Annotated in this window: 21 protein-coding genes, 1 tRNA gene and 1 pseudogene; 7 read left to right on the top strand and 16 right to left on the bottom strand. The window is 66.9% G+C overall.

The genetic code is table 11. From position 1 onward, the window contains the following. The coding region (locus VSO01S_RS22175; RefSeq protein ID WP_245684294.1) for a 3-hydroxyacyl-CoA dehydrogenase NAD-binding domain-containing protein at positions 1-214 on the bottom strand (214 nt) is incomplete at its 3' end. Further along, positions 201-1277: an NAD/NADP-dependent octopine/nopaline dehydrogenase family protein gene (locus VSO01S_RS22170; protein WP_068644969.1), complete on the bottom strand. Its 1077-nt coding sequence runs from the start codon at positions 1275-1277 to the stop codon at positions 201-203. The genes VSO01S_RS22170 and VSO01S_RS22175, both read right to left, overlap by 14 nt. Before the next feature lie 232 nt (positions 1278-1509). Here VSO01S_RS22170 and VSO01S_RS22165 point away from each other — a divergent pair, with 232 nt between their 5' ends. Beyond that, positions 1510-2019, top strand: coding sequence for a DUF2306 domain-containing protein (locus VSO01S_RS22165; RefSeq protein WP_068644965.1), 510 nt, complete (start codon positions 1510-1512; stop codon positions 2017-2019). Between the two features lie 52 nt (positions 2020-2071). On the opposite strand, the gene VSO01S_RS22160 is transcribed toward VSO01S_RS22165, so the two are convergent. From VSO01S_RS22160 to tilS, 10 genes are all read right to left on the bottom strand, one after another. Beyond that, complete coding sequence (locus VSO01S_RS22160) at positions 2072-3250, bottom strand: hypothetical protein (RefSeq protein ID WP_068644964.1); 1179 nt, start codon at positions 3248-3250, stop codon at positions 2072-2074. Positions 3251-3545: 295 nt separating this feature from the next. Continuing rightward, positions 3546-4532 carry a hypothetical protein gene (locus VSO01S_RS22155; RefSeq protein ID WP_153305368.1) on the bottom strand — a complete coding sequence of 329 codons (987 nt, stop codon included), beginning with the start codon at positions 4530-4532 and terminating at the stop codon, positions 3546-3548. An 11-nt stretch (positions 4533-4543) separates the two neighbouring features. After that, positions 4544-4900 (bottom strand): hypothetical protein, encoded by a 357-nt coding sequence (locus VSO01S_RS22150; RefSeq protein WP_068644962.1) that lies wholly within the window; start codon positions 4898-4900, stop codon positions 4544-4546. Between the two features lie 166 nt (positions 4901-5066). Next, the gene (locus tag VSO01S_RS22145) at positions 5067-5654 is read right to left on the bottom strand and encodes a hypothetical protein (protein ID WP_153305367.1); all 588 of its coding nucleotides are present in this window, start codon (positions 5652-5654) and stop codon (positions 5067-5069) included. Positions 5655-5779: 125 nt separating this feature from the next. Further along, positions 5780-6259, bottom strand: a complete 480-nt coding sequence (locus VSO01S_RS22140) for a CesT family type III secretion system chaperone (RefSeq protein WP_068644960.1) — start codon at positions 6257-6259, stop codon at positions 5780-5782. 13 nt (positions 6260-6272) lie between these two features. After that, complete coding sequence (locus tag VSO01S_RS27905) at positions 6273-7115, bottom strand: hypothetical protein (RefSeq protein ID WP_153305366.1); 843 nt, start codon at positions 7113-7115, stop codon at positions 6273-6275. After that, complete coding sequence (gene sctS / locus VSO01S_RS22130) at positions 7112-7378, bottom strand: type III secretion system export apparatus subunit SctS (RefSeq protein ID WP_084242040.1); 267 nt, start codon at positions 7376-7378, stop codon at positions 7112-7114. Before sctS ends, VSO01S_RS27905 begins: the two co-directional genes overlap by 4 nt. A 574-nt stretch (positions 7379-7952) precedes the next feature. Further along, a tRNA-Ser gene (locus VSO01S_RS22125) sits at positions 7953-8045 on the bottom strand. A 23-nt stretch (positions 8046-8068) separates the two neighbouring features. After that, the gene (locus VSO01S_RS22120; protein WP_068644957.1) at positions 8069-9337 is read right to left on the bottom strand and encodes an aspartate kinase; all 1269 of its coding nucleotides are present in this window, start codon (positions 9335-9337) and stop codon (positions 8069-8071) included. Between the two features lie 68 nt (positions 9338-9405). Beyond that, positions 9406-10386: a tRNA lysidine(34) synthetase TilS gene (gene tilS, locus VSO01S_RS22115; protein WP_068644956.1), complete on the bottom strand. Its 981-nt coding sequence runs from the start codon at positions 10384-10386 to the stop codon at positions 9406-9408. A 147-nt stretch (positions 10387-10533) separates the two neighbouring features. Between tilS and VSO01S_RS22110 the strand changes: the two genes are divergently transcribed. After that, entirely contained in the window at positions 10534-10827 is a 294-nt protein-coding gene (locus tag VSO01S_RS22110; protein WP_068644955.1) for a YkvA family protein, read from the top strand. 30 nt (positions 10828-10857) lie between these two features. Here the strand turns inward: VSO01S_RS22110 and VSO01S_RS22105 are convergent, their stop codons facing one another. The 3 genes from VSO01S_RS22105 to cysS form a co-directional block, all read right to left on the bottom strand. After that, positions 10858-11835 carry an acetyl-CoA carboxylase carboxyltransferase subunit alpha gene (locus VSO01S_RS22105; protein WP_068644968.1) on the bottom strand — a complete coding sequence of 326 codons (978 nt, stop codon included), beginning with the start codon at positions 11833-11835 and terminating at the stop codon, positions 10858-10860. Positions 11836-11896: 61 nt separating this feature from the next. Beyond that, complete coding sequence (locus tag VSO01S_RS22100) at positions 11897-12565, bottom strand: DNA-3-methyladenine glycosylase family protein (RefSeq protein WP_068644967.1); 669 nt, start codon at positions 12563-12565, stop codon at positions 11897-11899. Next, positions 12562-13950 (bottom strand): cysteine--tRNA ligase, encoded by a 1389-nt coding sequence (gene cysS, locus VSO01S_RS22095; protein ID WP_068644954.1) that lies wholly within the window; start codon positions 13948-13950, stop codon positions 12562-12564. The genes VSO01S_RS22100 and cysS overlap by 4 nt, the downstream gene beginning before the upstream one ends. Positions 13951-14224: 274 nt before the next feature. On the opposite strand from cysS, the gene VSO01S_RS22090 reads away from it, so the two are divergent. The 5 genes from VSO01S_RS22090 to VSO01S_RS22070 all read left to right on the top strand — a co-directional run bounded on the left by VSO01S_RS22090 (position 14225) and on the right by VSO01S_RS22070 (position 17608). Continuing rightward, the gene (locus tag VSO01S_RS22090) at positions 14225-14785 is read left to right on the top strand and encodes a tetratricopeptide repeat protein (protein WP_245684292.1); all 561 of its coding nucleotides are present in this window, start codon (positions 14225-14227) and stop codon (positions 14783-14785) included. Positions 14786-14861: 76 nt separating this feature from the next. Then, a complete protein-coding gene (locus VSO01S_RS22085) occupies positions 14862-15449 on the top strand; it encodes a peptidylprolyl isomerase (RefSeq protein WP_068644966.1) in 588 nt (195 codons plus the stop codon). Between the two features lie 18 nt (positions 15450-15467). Then, on the top strand, positions 15468-15983 hold the full coding sequence (locus tag VSO01S_RS22080; RefSeq protein WP_068644952.1) for a peptidylprolyl isomerase: 516 nt from the start codon (positions 15468-15470) through the stop codon (positions 15981-15983). A 36-nt stretch (positions 15984-16019) separates the two neighbouring features. Further along, a complete protein-coding gene (locus tag VSO01S_RS22075; protein WP_068644951.1) occupies positions 16020-16793 on the top strand; it encodes a UDP-2,3-diacylglucosamine diphosphatase in 774 nt (257 codons plus the stop codon). A 17-nt stretch (positions 16794-16810) separates the two neighbouring features. Next, entirely contained in the window at positions 16811-17608 is a 798-nt protein-coding gene (locus tag VSO01S_RS22070) for a M90 family metallopeptidase (protein WP_068644950.1), read from the top strand. Between the two features lie 45 nt (positions 17609-17653). Here the strand turns inward: VSO01S_RS22070 and VSO01S_RS27600 are convergent. Next, positions 17654-18242 (bottom strand): annotated as a pseudogene (locus VSO01S_RS27600) (DUF349 domain-containing protein); the annotation flags it as partial.

The raw sequence follows: 18242 nt of genomic DNA, 5'->3' as shown, positions 1-18242 counted from the left end.
CCGCCAGGCCGCGCAGGCTGCCGTCGATCTCGGCACGCGCCTCGTTGGCCAGCTTGTGCCAGGCCTCGTCGCTGCGCGTGCGCAGGTCCACCAGCGACACCGGGTGGCCGGCGTAGGCGAAGGCGATGGCAATGCCGCGGCCCATGCGGCCCGCGCCCACCGCGACGATGCGGGGCAGCGTGGGCTGCGCGCCCTGCGTGTCAGCGGCCGTCATGCAGGCGCTCTTTCAGCGCATCGCGCGACAGGCCGGCCAGGCCCAGCGATTCGAAGGTGCGCGGGCCCTTGCGCAGGTCGCGCCCGAGAAAGCCGCCCACGATGGCCAGCAGGCCGTGCGCGATCGGCGCATCCACGCCCGCATGGCGCGCGGCCGAAGCGAGGAAGGCCAGGCCCATCTCGGTGTCCTCGACGATGTAGCGGTGCGTGTGCAGGTCGATGTGCTCGCGCCAGTCGCCGGACTTCACCAGCTTCTTGTGCGCATCGCCATACATCCACTTGTCGTTGTTGTAGTGGTCGGCCAGCGGATAGTGCGGGCCGGCATGGCCGAAGGCATCGCGCACCGCGATGCGCTCGTGGTCGAGTTGGTCGGTCACGGCGCGCACCGAGGGCTGCGTGCCCTCGTTGTGGATGTCCCAGCGCTCGAAGTGCTGCAGCGGCGCGGCATTCATCACCATCAGCGGCGGATGGATGATTGGGCCGGCATTCATCAGCGCGCCCGAGAGCGCATCGCCGCAGCCGTGCACCGCCGGGTAGGCCTGACGGATCACTTCGATGGCCTCTTTTTCCTTGCGCGCCGGATACACGCCGGTGGGCAGGTGGATGGCGCGGATGGTGACGTTGACCTCGCGCTCGCCATGCTTGCGCGCCAGGTAGGGCAAGGTGCCGGTCTCGGCCCAGGCGACGTCGGCCTGGTTGCCCGAGTCGCGCACGATCTGCGCCATCACGTAGCTGCCGAAGGTGCCGGGCGGCAGGAACACCACCTGCCCGTCGACCAGGTGCGGCGCCATGGCGCGGGCGATGTCGCTCTGCGCAATGGCCGGAGAAGGGATCACGATCAGTTCAGCGCCGCGCATGGCGTCGCCGATGTTGGCGGTGGCCATGGCAATGCGCACGTCGCGCTCGCCCTGCGCGTCCTTCAGGCGGATGGATGAGCCCGCCTCGACGACCGGCGCCAGCGCCGCGCCATCGCGACGCCACAGGCGAACTTCATGGCCGGCCTCAGACAGATCGGCGGCCGCGGCGTAGCAGCCGTGACCTCCACCCAGGATTGCGATTTTCATGAACGGGCACCCCAGTTGCTTGGCAAATGAATCGAGCATCTACATTACTTTTCAAATGTTTAGATGTCAATCAGTCTCGCCCCTGGGGCTGGCGCGGCGCTCCGCAGGGTGCCCAACATCCCGACGAATGGATGTGCGCGAATGCGCCGCACGCGTTACCCTCGCGCCCGCGCAATGACGCGCGCACTGGCTTCGCGAGTTCTTGTTCTTTTTTCAAAGCAAGGAGCCCTCGATGATTCTCGGACTTACCAACCTGGGTGCCGTGCACACGCTCATCAGCCTGGTCGCCCTCGGCGCCGGCGGCTGGGCGCTGGTGCGCGACAAGGCCATCATTCCCGACAACGGGCTGGGCAGGACCTATGTGTGGGCCACCGTGCTCACCTGCGTCACCGGCTTCGGCATCTTCCAGCGCGGAGGGTTCGGGCCGCCGCACATGCTGGGCATCATCACGCTGCTGGTGCTGGGCCTTGCGGCGGTGGCATGGCGCGGCAAGGTCTTCGGCGGCGCCTCGGCCTACGTGGCCACGGCGAGCTATTCGCTCAGCTTCTTCTTTCACATGATCCCGGGCTTTACCGAGACCTTCTCGCGCCTGCCCCTGGGATCGCCCCTGTTCACCGGGCCGGACGATCCGGCGCTGCAAAAGACGATCGGCGTGGTGTTCGTGATCTTCCTGGTGGGCGTGACGGTGCAGTTGATTCGACTGCACAAGTCGCGGCGCACCTTGCCGGGCGCGCCGGCGTAGCGGAACTGCAATCGAGTCTTGCGAGCGAGCGCCCTGGATCAGGATGAATGGCTCAACGCCCCAGTTCGCGCGGGCGCGGCATGCCCCGGGGCAGTTCCTTGTCGATCAGCGCGCCGGCATCGCCGTTGTACCTGAAGGTCGCGCTCGGGCCGAAGAGCTGGGTCTTGAGATAGCTTTCGTCCGAATCCGCAAACTCCTGGATCTCCGACGCCGACATCTTCAGCTCCGACAGCAGTTGGGTCGCCGGGCCGGGCGCCGACAGCTGCCGCTCGTCGCGAAGCTGGTCGCGAACCATCGAGATCAAGGCAAGGTGATTGCCGCCCTGCGCGAGATCGAGCAGCTTCTTCGAATAGTCCTCGCGCCGCTGCGGCGCCGGGCTGCCGCCGGCTTCGACCGAGAAGTCGCTGCGGACGCGGCTCAGTTCGTCCTGATGCCGTTGCTGCACCACGCCGGCATGCCTGGACTCCACCTCGCGGCGCGTGCCGCGTGCGACGGCATAGGAAATGGCGAGCCACGGGCCCACGATGCGCATCGGCAGGCCGGCCACGGAGAGCCCGGCGGTGTCCAGCGCACCCCCCGCCAAGGTGACGGCGCCGGTGGCCATGCGCACGCCGGCCGCCTGGTAGTCGCGGCGCGCGCCGGCCGAGCCGGCATCCAGCGTGCCATGGATGCTTCGCTTGAACAGGTCCAGCGCCGCCGTTGCCGTCGGGCTGGCCTGCGCATGGCCCGACGCGCCCGCGGCTGATGCGGCCTGCGCCGCACCCAGGTCGACCAGCGGATGGCGCTGGCGTGCGTTGGGCACCTTCTGCTCACCCAGGTTCATCGACGGCTTCAATGAATCACCCAGCGCACGCACATGCTGCGCGAACGCATTGGTGTCCAGCGTCTTGTCGGCCTGCTGGTGCTCGTGCACATAGCTGGCCAGGTTCCACAGCAGCTGCTCGCGCATGTTCTGGCGCTGGTGCGCGCGCGTGTAGGCCGTGCCGTTGCTCTTGTTCAGGCGCGCGAGCGGCCCGCCGGCAAAGTGAAACAGCTGCTGCAAATCCTTTTGCAGCGAGCTGTCCTTGGCCTTGGCGTACCAGTCCACGAAGCTCTCGAGCCGGTCGAGCTTGTCTTGCGCCTTGGCATCGATGGCCAGGCGCTTGAGCGCCTCCTGCAGGTTCGAGTCGCGCCCGCCCAGCGTGTTTCTGATCTTCAGCCGCAGCGAGCTGGACTGGAAGCTGTGTTGCACCGACTGCAGTCATCGACGAAACAGCTGGTGACCGCGCCGCCGCCTCCGCGGCGGGCCGGCAGCCCTCCGCTTCGGCGCCTGCCGCCGGCAAGAAGAGCAAGTCCGTGCGGGCCGACCAGGCGATCCGGCGGATCGAGCTGGGCAACCTGGGTGTCATGGCCGCGTCCGGGCTGAAGCGGCTGGGCCTGCACGGCGCGAAGACGGTCGATCCTTCGCTGCCCGGCCTGTCCGGCGCGGGCACGTCGGTGGTCGCCTCCGGCATCGGCATGGCCTCCGTCGAGATTGCCACCACGGCCTATGCGCGCGGCAAGGAAGTGTTGCAGCACCGCGAAGCCAGCAAGGACTTCCGCAAGGCGCGCGAGGAATACGTCAAGCAGGCCAACGGACTGGCACAGGCGCCGGAAGGTGACGGCGATCGGCGGATGGCGCTGGCCCAGCATGCAGCCGCCCAGCTCACGGACAAGGCCGCGGCGCTGGTCGAATCGAAGAAGCGCATGACCTCCGCCCCCGGCGTGACGTCCCGGGGCAGCGGCATCGCACGGGACATCGGCCTGAACGCCGGGGCCCTCGGGCCGGCAGCGGCGCACTTCACCGGCGAGCCCTTCGCATCGGTCGCATGGCCAGTGATGTCGATGATCAGCGGCTCCACGCAGCTGCCCACCAGGCGGTCGTGGACGCGGCGCGCCACCTCGGCGTCGCTCACGACGCCGTCCACGGTCAAGGAATTTCCGCTGACCGTCACGCGCAGTGCGGAAGGCGCCACCGCATCCACCACTTCCTGGACGAACTTCTGCCGGGACTGCGGCGCAGACGGAAAGGACGGTTGCTGCTTGGACAGGGCGGACACCAGCCCGCCGATGAGGAATGCCCCCACGAGGCCGGCGCCGAACACCGACAGCAGCGACCGTCGCGCGCGGGTCACCGGCCGGTGCACCGCCGGAAGAAACCCCGGATTCAGGCGCACCTGCTTGCGGGTTTCCATCACGTCGGCGCGCTCGGGCCAGTCGCCATCGGCGGCCCCGATGCTCAGCACCGTTCCGGCGAAGTCGAAAGCCTTGAAGCTGGGCATCGAGATGGTCACGACGCGCCTGCCGACCCAGCGCACCTCGTGGTCGCCGTTGGGATCGACCCGAAGCGTGAGGGGCGCGAAGGCCCAGTCGGACAGGTAGATGCTGCTGTCGTCCTCGCAGCCCACGGTGTAGTCGCCCGGCGCCAGGTCGAGGCTTGCGCCGGCATGCGTGCCCGACAGGACACACAGGCGGGAGTTGGATGGATGGTCCATGATGGGATCCGTCAATAGCCGCGCATGCGGAACACCTTGCTCTGCATGGACCGGGCCGGGTAGACGAAGAGCGTGGTGCCGTCGAAGTACCAGATCACGCCGTAGGTCCGGCTCATGGCCTTGAGGAACTCTTCGGGCTGCGAGTTGATGCTGGCGTTGACCGAGCCGGTCACGCCGGCGTCGACCACGGCCGGCACGCCCTGGCTGGAGGCGAAGTCCTGGAGCACGTCGCTCAGCTTCTTGTCATCGGCCCGGTAGACGAAGGGTTTGTTGGTGAACCCGGCCGGGGCCGCAGCGGCCGGCATCGCGGCCAGGTTGAAGATCGCCAGAGCGCACGCCAGTTTGAAATGTCGAATCGATGGTTTCATGGGTTCTTCAGCCGTTTGTCCGGAATGCCCAGCGTCCGGGTTCGAACAGACCATATTCCTCGGGTGTCATTCGGCTCAGTGCAAATCCGAAGGCAGGCGAGACAAACCGAACCGATGCATGGCGTGGTTCATGGCGTCTCGTCACGCTTGCGGCGCGCACGTCCCCTTACGGGCCGAACTTGGTGGGAGGGGTGAGCATCACCGCCGGCGTGCGCTCGTTTCGCACCGCGATGCGAGTGATCAGGAGCCGTCCTTCGAAGGGCTGGCTCTGCCAGCTGATCAGCCCGAAGACGTAGTAGTCACCGTCCTTCACGCGCTTGAACTGGAAAAGGCCCTTTTCGTCGCAGGTGGCGCTGCGCTGGTGCTGGCGGTATTCCACCGGCTCGGGGTCGAAGCTGATTTGCTGCTGCGCGGCAGCGGCACCGTCGCGCGAGAGCACCTCCCCCACCTCCGGGGCGCGCCCGTAGATGAACTGGATGCGCTCGGTGGCATAGGCAGTGGCGGGCAGCATCACCACCGGTCCGCCGACGCAGTTGGTCACCAGGCCGCCCTCGCGCACCACGTACGCCGATCCGTTGACGACGCCCTTGCCGTCCTTGTTCTGGTTGGCAGCCGCGCGCGCGTCGAAGGGCGTGGCCATCTTGTGCGGGCCCTCCGGACCCTGGGAGCCGGTGGCGCATCCCGTCAAGGCGAGGGCCGCGCCGGCAAGGGAGAGGGAAACGAAGCGCATGGCGATGTAGCGTGAAGGTTGCATGGCAAAGGCTGGTCGGTGTGCCGGCAGGCACAGGGTTGAGGCGAATGCAGCATGCGCTTCGCCAATCTGCGCACCACGGCGGATTTGCGAAGAACCGAATGCCGTGCCGAAGCGCCGGCGCGGATCTACGCACGAATCCAGGTGTACTGGCCTTGTCCCAGTCCTTCGAAGATCTCGTCAGGCGAGCGGATGAGGTTCTCGCGCCAGTACTTGCCATGCTCGGCATAGTGGTCGACCGTGTCGAACAGCCATTCGCCGGTCACTTCGCCGTCGAGCGGAATCCGCACGATCAGCAGCACATTGCCGGTGTCGGGGTCGAGCCCGAGCTGCGCCTGGTCCTGCGCATAGATCAGCAGGTTGGATTCGAGCATCAGCCTGAACACGGGCAACGACCGCCCTGCCGTGGCGGCCCCGTAGTCGAAGAGCATGTACATGGCCGCGGGGTCGTCCGGAAAGTAGTCGAGCAGCACGTCGAAGCCCGCGAACTCCAGCCGGCGCGAGCGCAGGACCGCATTCGGGTCGGGGATGCCCAGCGCCGCGCACAGTTCGAGAACGAGCGCCGCATAGCGCTCGAAGGGCTCGTCTGGCGGTTCGTCCTCTTCCATGTCGGACCCGCCGCTAGCGCGAATGCCGCAGGAACGTCTGCAGAATGGCGCGCGCGCTGGCCCGCTGCTGGCCGGTGCGGCGCCGTTGCAGCGTCAGCAGCAGCAAAGGCAACATCTGGTTGAGCCGCGAGCTTTGCGGCGACGCACTGGCGGCCCGCGAAGGCGCGCGATCACCCGCCGCGCGGCCTGCCACAAGCAGCTTCTTCACTCGTTCGAGTCCGCCGTTGTCCAGCGCCTCGGCGCCCGGGCGCGCCTGCACGGCCCGCAGAAGCGTCGCCCGGATCTGCGCCAGCGTGGCACCGGTCTCGCCGGCGCTGCCGATGGCGTCCATGATCTGCGCGGCCATGGCATCGGCCGACGGGCCGGCGTGGCCGCTGCGCGATGCCACTGTGCTCGGCAGGCCTGCCGGGTGCTGCAGCGACCCGCCTCCCGCGCTGTCCGAGTTTCCGTCCTGCCCGGTCTGCGGGCCGCCGGCCGACGCCTGCACCGATTCCACGCGAAGCTTCTGGTTCGCGTTGTCCGCATGACTCGGGTCGGGCTCCCAATCTTCCTCGTGGTGCTGGGCAGCATGCCGACGGCGGCGGGCTTCGCCGGAGCCCGGGGGCTTGCGGCCAGACGGCGCCTTGGACCGGGCCGAAGGGCGTCCGCCCAATGCAGCCAAGGCCGCACCAAGCCCAGCCCAGCGTGCGAGATGGCCCGGATCTTCCTGCGAGCCGGCATGCGGCTGCCCCGCCTTGGACCCCGCGGCAATGCCGGTCGGTCCCACATCGACCGGGGTGGCCGGATTCTGCGTCGACGTTCGCGTCGACCGCGCATAGCGGGTCGCCGAAGATGTGGAGACCCGTGCGGCCGTCATACCCGCCCGACGGCCGCCTCGATCGCCTTCTGCGCGAACTGGACGATGGTGCTGGCCCCCCAGGGCGCGCTGACCAGCAGCGCAAACACCACGGCGATGAGCTTGATGCTCTGCGAGATGGCCTGGTCCTGCAGCGAGGTGATGGCCTGCACGAACGAGACCAGAAGGCCGACCACCGCGGAGACGATCACCGCGGGCAGCGAGACCATCAGGCAGACCACCATGGCTTGCGAAGCCACTCGGATGATGGATTCGGTTTCCAGGATGCGCCTCTATCGGTAGGTCATTGCGGGCGCAGCGCATGAGCTGGGCGAGCGTGAGATAGCTTGCCAGATCGAATCCAAGGGCCTCCATGGCCACTTTGATGGTTATGGTTGCTTCCGAATTGGGTTCCTCCGAAAGGATCCCTATACGCCGCGCGCTCCCTGGGCCTGTCACTTCGTTTCCTTTCCCTGCAACTCGGGAGGAACGATGGCGCGCAACGCGCTTCGTTAAAAGAAGCGGCTGCAAGCCGCAGCTATTTTGCTGTCGGCGTCTATCAAAGTCCCCCTGATTCGCGACGCATTATGCTGATGCCATTCACATCGCGTTGCAGCGCTAACAGAAGTGCACCGTGATTTTTGACGCGAAAGCGAAGCGGGCTTCGCACATCGCACAGCGACCTCGTCAATGAAGGTTACGCATGGCCGCTTTTATGCGACGGACTGGTTGAACCGCCACTCATGGACAGGATGCAAGCACGCGCAGCATGGCGAGGCCAGACGCAAAAAAGCCCCGGCAAGCGGGGCTTTTCAGGGCCTTCTTGATTTGCCGCGAGGCAAAACAAAAAGCCAGGTTTGGCGGAAACGGAGGGATTCGAACCCTCGATGAGGCTCTACACCCCATACTCCCTTAGCAGGGGAGCACCTTCGGCCACTCGGTCACGTTTCCGTAAGACGGCAATTATGCCACTTTTATGCGCCCGCCTGGTCGAGATCGAAGGCCTTGTGCAGCGCGCGCACGGCCAGTTCCATGTACTTCTCGTCGATGACGACGGAGGTCTTGATCTCGCTGGTGGAAATCATCTGGATGTTGATGCCCTCTTCGCTCAGCACGCGGAACATCTTGCTGGCCACGCCCACATGGCTGCGCATGCCGATGCCGACGATGCTCACCTTGCAGATCTTGGCGTCGCCCTCGACCTTGGCGGCGCCCAGCGCGGGCAGCACCTTGGTGTTGAGCAGGTCCGTCGTCTTGGCGTAGTCGTTGCGGTGCACCGTGAAGCTGAAGTCGGTCTTGCCGTCCTTGCTCAGGTTCTGGATGATCACGTCGACTTCGATGTTGGCGTCGGCCACGGCGCCCAGGATTTGGTAGGCGATGCCGGGCTTGTCAGGCACACCCAGCACCGAGATCTTGGCCTCGTCGCGGTTGAACGCGATGCCCGATACGACGGCTTGTTCCATGTTTTCGTCTTCCTCGAAAGTGATGAGCGTGCCGGATGCGGCCTCTTCCTTGATGTCGATGTCCCACGGCGTGAAGCTGGACAGCACACGCAGCGGCACCTTGTACTTGCCGGCGAATTCCACCGAGCGGATCTGCAGCACCTTGGAGCCCAGGCTGGCCATTTCCAGCATTTCCTCGAAGCTCACGGTCTTCATGCGGCGGGCCTCGGGCACGACGCGCGGGTCGGTCGTGTAGACGCCGTCCACGTCGGTGTAGATCAGGCACTCGTCCGCGCGCATGGCGGCGGCCACGGCCACGGCCGAGGTGTCGCTGCCGCCGCGGCCCAGGGTGGTGATGTTGCCGCCCTCGTCCACGCCCTGGAAGCCGGTGATGACGACCACGCGGCCGGCTTCCAGGTCGGCGCGCACGCGCTCGTCGTCGATGCTCTCGATGCGCGCCTTGGTGTAGCTGCTGTCGGTCTTCACCTGCACCTGCCAGCCTGCGTAGCTGACCGCCTCGACCCCTTCGGACTGCAAGGCAATGGCCAGCAGCGCCGACGAAGCCTGCTCGCCGGTGGCAGCCAGCATGTCGAGCTCGCGGCCGTAGGCGGCGTCGGTCTTCGCCGGGGCCAGTTCCTTGGCCAGGCCCAGCAGGCGATTGGTTTCGCCGCTCATGGCGCTGGGAACCACCACCATCTGATGGCCGGCGCGGGCCCACTTGGCCACGCGTTTGGCGACATTCTTGATGCGCTCGGTCGAGCCCATCGACGTGCCGCCGTATTTATGAACGATCAATGCCATGGGTGAGTGTCTAGGAGAAATGGATGCCGCCGCGGCAACCAGTCACCGGGCAGCGCACCTGCAGCCGGTCAGCGCGAAGGCCTTGGCGAGGGCGCGACATTGTACCAATCGAGCACGTCGCCCACGCGATCGACAAAACCGGTGCCCAGCTTGATGTGGATGCGGTGGCCGCGCGTGCGGCAGGCGTCCACCTGCCCCAGCAGTTCTTCGAGCTGCGCCGCGCTGGGTGTGCAGCCGTGCACGCGAAGCAGCCAGTGGCGCAGCACATTGGCCTGCCGCGCGCGCGACAGGGCCTGCAGGGCCTCGATGCGAGGCGGTGCGCCCACGCCGGCCAGGTCCTGCTCGGCCAGCTCCACCAGCAGCACCTGTGCCTGCGCCGCATGGCCGGCGCTGCGGGCGAAGGTGCTTCGAAACTGTGGAAACACCTGCTCCAGCGCCGGCAGCAGCACGCCGCGGATGCGGTTGCGGGTGTAGCGCGCATCGCCGTTGCTCGGATCGTCGATCCATGCCACGCCCTGGCCGCGCAGCCAGGCGCGGATCGCGGCGCCGGGCAGGTGCAGGAAGGGACGGTGGTAGTTCAGCCCGTCGCGCCGGGCCAGGGACGGCATCGCTGCCAGGCCCGAAAGCCCCGCACCGCGGGAGAGCGCCAGCAGAATGGTTTCGGCCTGGTCGTCGGCATGGTGGCCCAGCGCAATGTCATGAACCCCGGCGTCGCGCGCGAGCGCTGCCAGCGATGCATAGCGCGCCCGCCGCGCGGCGTCCTCAGGGCTTTCTCCGCTGGCGTGCCGCGCATCGACCCGCCGCACCGACAGCGGCACCTTCAGCCCCTCGCAGAGGCTGCGGCAATGCGCCTCGAAGCCGTCTGCGGCGGCCTGCAGCCCGTGGTGCACATGAAAGGCCCGCACCTGGCCCGGCCAGCGCCGCGCGCAAGCCAGCAGCAGGGCCGTGGAGTCGGCCCCGCCGCTGAAGGCCACCGTCAGCGGCAATCCGGGCTCGAAGGCCGCAACGGCGTGCTCGAGCGAATTCACGGCGCTTTTCCCTTCCGGCATGAATGACTTGCGCCGGGTCCGGGGCAACGGGCAGCAGAATGCATGCGCGCATTGTGGGGCCGACCGGCCGCGGGCCAGGCCTTGCACCGGGGCCCTTCGGCCCCATATGCGTGCAAGCCGGCACCCGGCGGCCAAGGAGTCATGCCCATGTGGAAAGTCGCCACCCTCTGGTATTCGCTGCGCAAGGAGCTTGCGCTGGCCTGGGCGATGCTGCGCCACCCGGATACACCACGCTCGGCCAAGCTGGCGGTGCTGGCGGCGGGGCTCTATGTGCTGAGCCCGGTGGATTTCGTGTCGGACCTGGTGCCCGTGCTGGGCTGGATCGACGACGGCGTGGTCGCCGCCCTGCTCCTGGCCCTGGCCGCCCGACTCATGCCTGGCGAACTGCATGCGGCGCTGAAGGCGCGCGTATCGCAGCGCCATCCAGGCGCTGCACGTTGAGGCTGCGCCAGGCGGCGTCGGCTTGCCCGGTTACTTGCTGTCGGCGCGGGTGTCCGAGAAGCGGCCGTAGCTCTGCAGGCGCTCGTAGCGGCGCTCGAGCAGTTCGCGCGGCTTCAAGTCTGCCACCTGCCGGTAAGCCTCGCCCAGGGCGCGCTTGAGGAAGACAGCCATTTGCCGATGGTCGCGGTGCGCACCGCCCACCGGCTCGTTCACGATCTTGTCGACCAGGCCCAGGGCCTTGAGGCGATGCGCCGTGATGCCCAGCGCGTCGGCCGCTTCCTGCGCCTTCTCGCCGGTCTTCCACAGAATGGAGGCGCAGCCTTCGGGGCTGATGACCGAGTACACCGAGTACTGCAGCATCATCACCTGGTCGCCCACCGAGATGGCCAGCGCACCGCCGGAGCCGCCTTCGCCGATGATGGTGACGATGATCGGCACCTCGAGCTGCGCCATTTCGTAGATGTTGCGGCCGATGGCTTCGGACTGGCCGCGCTCTTCCGCATCGATGCCGGGGTAGGCGCCCGGCGTGTCCACGAAGGTGAAGACCGGCAGCTTGAATTTCTCGGCCGTCTTCATCAGGCGCAGGGCCTTGCGATAGCCCTCGGGCTTGCTCATGCCGAAGTTGCGCGCCGTGCGCTCCTTGGTGTCGCGGCCCTTCTGGTGGCCGAGGACCATGCACGGCATGCCGTTGAAGCGCGCCAGGCCGCCGACGATCGACAGGTCGTCGGCAAAGTGCCGGTCGCCGTGCAGTTCGACGAAATCGGTGAAGATCTCGTTCACGTAGTCCAGCGTGTACGGACGCTCCGGATGGCGCGCGATCTTGGTGATGCGCCAGGGCGTCAGGTCGCTGTAGATGTCCTTGGTGAGCTGCTGGCTCTTTTTGCTGAGCTGGTCGATTTCTTCAGAGATATCGACCGCCGACTCGGACTGCACATAGCGCAGTTCTTCGATCTTGGATTCGAGCTCCGCGATGGGTTGCTCGAAGTCGAGGAAGGTTCGTTTTGCCAACGTCTTCTCCATTGTTTTTCAGTGTCTCGAGGGGCGATTTGCGCGCAGGGAACGAAAGAATTCAGTACGCGACAGGCACCGGTTCGAGCGATCTCCAAATATACCAAGTCGCCACGCTGCAATAGGGCGCCCAGGCCATGGCGACTTCACGGGCATCGCTTCGGCTGACCGGATCGCCCGAAAAATAGTTGTGGCTGATGCCGTTGATGAGGCCGATGTCGTCCAGCGGCAGCACATTGGGCCGCATGAGGTGGAACATGAGGAACATCTCGGCCGTCCAGCGGCCGATGCCGCGGATGGCCACCAGCTCGGCAATGATCTGCTCGTCTTCCATGTCCTTCCACGAATCGACGTGCACCGTGCCGTTGTCGAAATGCAGGGCCAGGTCGACCAGGTATTCCACCTTGCGGGCCGACAGGCCCGCCGCGCGCATGTCGTCCACCTTGAGCTTGAGCACGTTGCCCGGCGTCAGGCGCCGCGGCAGGTCCATGAATCGGTCCCACACCGCCTGGGCGGCTTTGACCGAGATCTGCTGGCCCACGATGCTGCGCGCCAGGGTGGTGAAGGCATCCCCGCGCGACTCCAGGCAGGCGTCGCCGAATTGCGGAATGAGCCGCTTCATCACCCGGTCCTTCTTGGCCAGGTGCTTGCAGGCGTCGTCCCAGTAGTCGGGCGTGATGATGGTGACGGGAAGGCTCTTGGCCGTCCCCTTGGCAGCGGCGGCGTTCACTGCGCCGCCGCCCACGTGGTGCCGGTGGCGGAATCCTTCAGCACGATGCCCTTGTCCTGCAGCTCTTTTCGGATGCGGTCGGCCTCGGCGAAGTTCTTCGCGGCCTTGGCTTGCGCGCGCTGATCGATCATCGCCAGGATGGTGGCCTCGTCGAGCGTGGCGCCTGCGCGCAGGTAGGCGTCAGGGTCGTCCTGCAGGATGCCCAGCGTGCCGCCCAGGGCGCGCAGGAGGCCGGCCAGCTTCGCGGCCTCCTCGTTTGTCGCCGCACGGTTCACCGCACCGGCCAGCTCGAACAGCACGGCCACGGCTTCGGGCGTGCCGAAGTCCTCGTCCATGGCGGCCTTGAAGCGCGCCGCATGCGGCTCGCTCCAGTCGATGGCAACGCTTGCGGCCGGCACGCGCTGCAGCGCGGTGTACAAGCGCTTGAGCGAGGCGCGCGCATCCTGCAGGTGCACGTCGCTGTAGTTGAGCGGGCTGCGGTAGTGCGCACGCAGCACGAAGAAGCGGATGGTCTCGGCGTCGAAGCTCTTGAGCACATCGCGGATCAGGAAGAAGTTGCCAAGGCTCTTGGACATCTTCTCGTCGTCGATGTTGATGAAGCCGTTGTGCATCCAGGTGCGCGCCAGCGGCTTGCCGTTGGCGCCTTCGCTCTGGGCGATCTCGTTCTCGTGGTGGGGAAACTGCAGGTCGGCGCCGCCCCCGTGGATGTCGAGCGTCTCGCCCAGCAGCGCGCAGGCCATGGCCGAGCACTCGATGTGCCAGCCGGGGCGGCCCGGGCCGAATTCGCTGGGCCACTTCACATCGGCCGGCTCGCTTTCCTTGGCGCTCTTCCAGAGCACCGGATCGAGCGGATCGTCCTTGCCGTCCAGCACGGCCACGCGCTCGCCCGCATGCAGTTCGTCGAGCGACTTGCCCGAGAGCTTGCCGTAGCCCGGAAACTTGCGCACCGCGTAGTTCACGTCGCCATTGGGCGAGCGGTAGGCCAGCCCCTTGCCTTCGAGCGTGCCGATCATCGAGAGCATCTGCGGCACGTATTCGGTGGCGCGCGGCTCATGCGTGGGGCGCTCGATGCCCAGCGCGTCGGCGTCTTCGTGCAGCGCATCGATCATGCGGTCGGTGAGGCTGCGGATGCTCTCGCCGTTTTCCACCGCGCGCTTGATGATCTTGTCGTCCACGTCGGTGATGTTGCGCACATAGTTGACGCGATAGCCGCTGGCCTTGAGCCAGCGCTGCACCACGTCGAAGGCGATCATCGAGCGGGCATGGCCCAGGTGGCAGTAGTCGTACACGGTCATGCCGCACACGTACATGCGGACCTCGCCGGGCCGCAATGGCGAAAAGACCTCCAGCTCACGCGAAAGCGTGTTGTAGATGCGCAAACTCATGGGATTCGAAGGCGTCGCGATTCTTTCGCGCCCAACAGGCAAGTGACCGCGCGTTTGCCCTGGGCGAAGGACGCTTTATTTCAGGAAAGGGGGGGCGTGGCAAGAGGGGTCGCCTCAGACCCCTCGGCTACAATGACCCGCAGTATAAACGGCCCATGCCGTGTGCATTTCGGGTAGTTCCGAGCCTTGCCGCGAAACCCGAATTTCCTCCCGAGGCTTCATGCAGCAGGTCGCCACTTCACGCTTTTCTCCCCGATTCTTTCTTTTCACGGCGTTGCTCGCGCTTGTCCTGGGCTGGGCCGGCAGCGCGCGCGCCGACCAGTATGCGGACGTCAACGCACTGCTGCGCCAGGGCCGCGCCAACGAAGCGCTGGCCAAGGCCGACGCTTATGTGGCAACCAATCCGCGCGATCCGCAGATGCGCTTTCTGCGCGGCGTGATCCTCACCGACCAGGGCAAGCAGGCCGAGGCCATCAGCGCCTTCACCGCGTTGACGCAGGAGTTTCCCGAACTGCCCGAGCCGTACAACAACCTCGCGGCCCTCTACGCGGCGCAAAGCGAATTCGGCAAGGCACGCGACGCGCTGGAAACCGCCCTGCAGCGCAACCCCAACTACGCCACAGCGCACGAGAATCTCGGCGACGTGTACGTGCGGCTCGCAGCCCAGTCCTACACCAAGGCTCAGCAGCTGGACAAGCGCAATACCACCGTCGCGCCCAAGCTCACACTGTTGCGCGAGGTCTTCCTGCCGAAGGCTGCGGCGGCCAAGGTGCCGCCCGCGCAGCCGGCGGCTGCGGCGCCGGCCACCGACGCGGGAACACCCGCGCAGCGCTAGTGTCCAAGCCTTGCACCGCGTGTCTTCGGTGCATGATTCTTCTTCCAACCTTCTTGATGAAAGAAACGCTTTGGCTCTGAACACCCCAGTCCTCGCTCGCCGCCTGCTGCTGGCCGCGTCCTGCAGCCTCGTGCTCGCTGGCGCCGCCTTCGCGCAATCGCCCGAGGCCGCGCCCCGCGTCAAGCTGTCCACCTCCATGGGCGACATCGTGGTCGAACTCGCACCCGAGAAGGCGCCCAAGACGGTGCAGAACTTCCTGCAGTACGTGAAGGACAAGCACTACGACGGCACCATCTTCCACCGCGTGATCGACGGCTTCATGATCCAGGGCGGCGGCTTCACCTCCGACCTGGCGCAAAAGCCCACGCGCGAGCCCATTCCGCTGGAAGCCTCCAACGGTCTGAAGAACGACAGCTACACCATTGCGATGGCGCGCACCGGCAACCCCAATTCGGCCACCTCGCAGTTCTTCATCAACGTGAAGAACAACGACGGGCTCAACGCCCCCAGCCCCGACGGCTACGGCTACGCCGTGTTTGGCAAGGTGGTGGCCGGCAAGGACGTGGTCGACAAGATCCGCGCCGTGCCCACCGGCACCAAGAACGGCATGCAGAACGTGCCGGTCGTGCCCGTCGTCATCCAATCCGCCACCCTGGCCAAATAACCCAACTGGAGTCACACCATGAGCAACAAGCCCCAAGTCGAACTGCACATCGCCAACCAGGGCGTCATCACCCTCGAACTGGACGCCGAGAAGGCGCCCAAGACCGTGGCCAACTTCCTGTCCTATGTGAAGAAGGGCTTCTACGACGGCACCATCTTCCACCGCGTGATTCCCGGCTTCATGGCCCAGGGCGGCGGCTTCGAGGCGGGCATGACGCAAAAGCCCACCGATGCACAGATCGAGAACGAGGCCAACAACGGCCTGAAGAACGACAAGTACACCATTGCCATGGCGCGCACCAACGCGCCGCATTCGGCCACCGCCCAGTTCTTCATCAACGTGGCCAACAACGGCTTTCTCAACCACACGGCCCCCACCGCCCAGGGCTGGGGCTATGCGGTGTTCGGCAAGGTTGTCTCGGGCAGCGACGTGGTCGACAAGATCGAGCGCGCCAAGACCGGCCGCAAGGGCTTCCACGACGACGTGCCGCTGGAAGACGTGGTGATCGAGAAGGCTGTCGTCATCGCCGAGTAACGGCCGGGCCGGCGCCAACGGCTTGCCTTGAATGAAATGAGTCTGCAGACACCCGCATTCCAGGAACTGGTGGCGCCCGCGAGCTGGCACACGGTCGACCTCATTTCCGACCTGCACCTTCAGGCCGACCGGCCCGCCACGGTGGAGGCATTTCGCGGCTACCTGCAGACCACGCCGGCCGACGCCCTGTTCATCCTGGGCGATCTGTTCGAGGTCTGGGTGGGCGACGATGCGGCCGCCCTGCCCGGCTTCGAGGCCCAGTGCGCCGCGCTGCTGCGCGACGCGTCGGCCAGGCGGCCCCTCTATTTCATGCACGGCAATCGCGATTTCCTGCTGGGGCAGGACTTCGCGGCGCGGGCCCACATGGGCCTGCTGGAAGACCCGACCGTGCTGGTCTTCCAGGGCCAGCGCTGGCTGCTGAGCCATGGCGACGCGCTTTGCCTGGAAGACACGGAATACCTGCGCTTTCGCGAACAGGTGCGCTCACCTGCCTGGCAGCAGGCCGTGCTGGCCCAGCCGCTGGAACAGCGGCGCGCCCTCGCCCGCTCGGTGCGATCGCAAAGCGAGGCTCGCCAGCGCGAGCCCGGCATGGTCTGGGCTGACGTCGATGGTCCGGCCGCCAGCGAATGGCTGACGCGTGCCGGCGCGCCGACCCTGATCCACGGCCACACGCATCGGCCGGCGGAACACGACCTGGGCCATGGCCTGCGGCGCATCGTGCTCAGCGACTGGGACGTGGATGCGCATCCCCCACGCGCGCAGGTGCTGTGCCTGTCGGCGGCCGGCGCCAGGCGCGTCGACCTGCGCTGAGCGCCGTTTTCTCGAACATGTTCCGCTGGCTGCGCAAGCTGCGCCCCCTGCCCGCCATTCCGGATGCGGCGTGGCAGGCCACGCTGGCGCGTTACCCCTTTCTCGCCGAAAGGACACCCAACGAAGTGGAACGCCTGCGGCTGCTGGCGGCGCAGTTCCTGCAGGACAAGCAGTTCCACGGCGCGCACGGCTTTGTCATTACCGACGAGGTGGCCCTCGGCATCGCGGCGCAAGCCGTGCTGCCCGTGCTGCATCTTCCCGGCGGCCTGGCCTGGTACGACGACTTCGTGGGCGTGGTGGTGCATCCCGCCGAGGTGGTGGCACCGCGGCAGGTCATGGACGAGGCCGGCGTGGTGCACGAGTACGAGGAGGTCGTGGCCGGCGAAGCCATGGACCACGGCCCCGTCATGCTCAGCTGGCAGGACGTGCTGGCCAGCAGCGTGACCGCCGGCGAGGGCTACAACGTGGTGATCCACGAATTCGCCCACAAGATCGACCTGCGCAATGGCACGGCCGATGGCTGCCCGCCGCTGCCGCCGGCCTTTGGCGGCGCACAGGGCGCACGCGCTGCGGCAGCCGCTTGGATGGCCGTCATCGAGCCTGCCTACGAGGCCTTTCGCGAAAAGACCATCGTGGCCGAGCGCTTCGGCGGCGAGCCGCCCTGGCTGGACGACTACGGCGCCGAATCGATTTCCGAATTCTTTGCCGTCGCTTGCGAGGCCTACTTCGTCAACCGCAGCAGATTCGCGCAGGAAGAGCCTGGGTTGCTGCGCCTGTTCGACGAGTTCTTTTTGGGTCGGCGCACGGGCGATTGAACCGCGCGACCGGATCGATCGCGCGGCCAGCCACCGCCTTCCTGCTTACTTGCGCAGCAGCGACTTGAGCGCCGACTGCAGGCGCCGCGCAGAGGTTGCGTCATGCGCCGAAGCCAGCACCTTGCCCACGTCCTGGCCCCAGGTCTGGGCAGGCGCAGGATCGCCACGGCGTGTGAGCAGCTTCAGCTGCAGGGCGCGGCGGTCGTCGAGCAGTTCGGCCGGCGTGGGCACCTCGGCTGCCATTTCCAGGCGCAGCAGGGACTCCGCCGCATCCTTGCCGACCTCCCCGGAGGGTGCCGCACCCAGCGATTGCAGCCAGGTGCCGCGCACCGCAGGCGAAACTCCACGACCCAGTTCCTGAACACTCGGCAGCTGCGCCGCGTCGCGCGATTCCCAGGCGCTGATCAGTTGGGTGAGAGCTTCGCCGTGGGCCTGCGCCGCCAGCTTGCGCAGTGCCGCCTGCGCGTGCTCCAGCGACTCGCGCTGGGCACGGAATGCGGCGTCGCCCAGGCGGGGACCGCGTTCGGGGCGGTCGTTGCCGAAACGGCCCGCGCGATCTCCACGCTCGCCGCGATCTGCACCGCGATCGTTGCCGCCACGGCCGTCGCCACGCGGGCCCCGGCCATCGCGCCGA

The sequence above is a fragment of the Variovorax soli NBRC 106424 genome, assembly GCF_001591385.1.
Lineage (GTDB): Bacteria > Pseudomonadota > Gammaproteobacteria > Burkholderiales > Burkholderiaceae_C > Variovorax > Variovorax soli.
The sequence above is the reverse complement of the archived record's forward strand: the minus strand, read 5'-3'. Positions and strand labels throughout refer to the sequence as shown.

Excerpts from the sequence above, each read along its gene's own strand:
- VSO01S_RS22170 (WP_068644969.1), bottom strand. The coding sequence starts at position 1,277 with ATGAAAATCGCAATCCTGGGTGGAGGTCACGGCTGCTACGCCGCGGCC.
- VSO01S_RS22165 (WP_068644965.1), top strand. The coding sequence starts at position 1,510 with ATGATTCTCGGACTTACCAACCTGGGTGCCGTGCACACGCTCATCAGC.
- VSO01S_RS22155 (WP_153305368.1), bottom strand. The coding sequence starts at position 4,532 with ATGGACCATCCATCCAACTCCCGCCTGTGTGTCCTGTCGGGCACGCAT.
- VSO01S_RS22150 (WP_068644962.1), bottom strand. The coding sequence starts at position 4,900 with ATGAAACCATCGATTCGACATTTCAAACTGGCGTGCGCTCTGGCGATC.
- VSO01S_RS22145 (WP_153305367.1), bottom strand. The coding sequence starts at position 5,654 with ATGCAACCTTCACGCTACATCGCCATGCGCTTCGTTTCCCTCTCCCTT.
- VSO01S_RS22140 (WP_068644960.1), bottom strand. The coding sequence starts at position 6,259 with ATGGAAGAGGACGAACCGCCAGACGAGCCCTTCGAGCGCTATGCGGCG.
- VSO01S_RS27905 (WP_153305366.1), bottom strand. The coding sequence starts at position 7,115 with ATGACGGCCGCACGGGTCTCCACATCTTCGGCGACCCGCTATGCGCGG.
- VSO01S_RS22120 (WP_068644957.1), bottom strand. The coding sequence starts at position 9,337 with ATGGCATTGATCGTTCATAAATACGGCGGCACGTCGATGGGCTCGACC.
- tilS (WP_068644956.1), bottom strand. The coding sequence starts at position 10,386 with ATGCCGGAAGGGAAAAGCGCCGTGAATTCGCTCGAGCACGCCGTTGCG.
- VSO01S_RS22110 (WP_068644955.1), top strand. The coding sequence starts at position 10,534 with ATGTGGAAAGTCGCCACCCTCTGGTATTCGCTGCGCAAGGAGCTTGCG.
- cysS (WP_068644954.1), bottom strand. The coding sequence starts at position 13,950 with ATGAGTTTGCGCATCTACAACACGCTTTCGCGTGAGCTGGAGGTCTTT.
- VSO01S_RS22080 (WP_068644952.1), top strand. The coding sequence starts at position 15,468 with ATGAGCAACAAGCCCCAAGTCGAACTGCACATCGCCAACCAGGGCGTC.
- VSO01S_RS22075 (WP_068644951.1), top strand. The coding sequence starts at position 16,020 with ATGAGTCTGCAGACACCCGCATTCCAGGAACTGGTGGCGCCCGCGAGC.
- VSO01S_RS22070 (WP_068644950.1), top strand. The coding sequence starts at position 16,811 with ATGTTCCGCTGGCTGCGCAAGCTGCGCCCCCTGCCCGCCATTCCGGAT.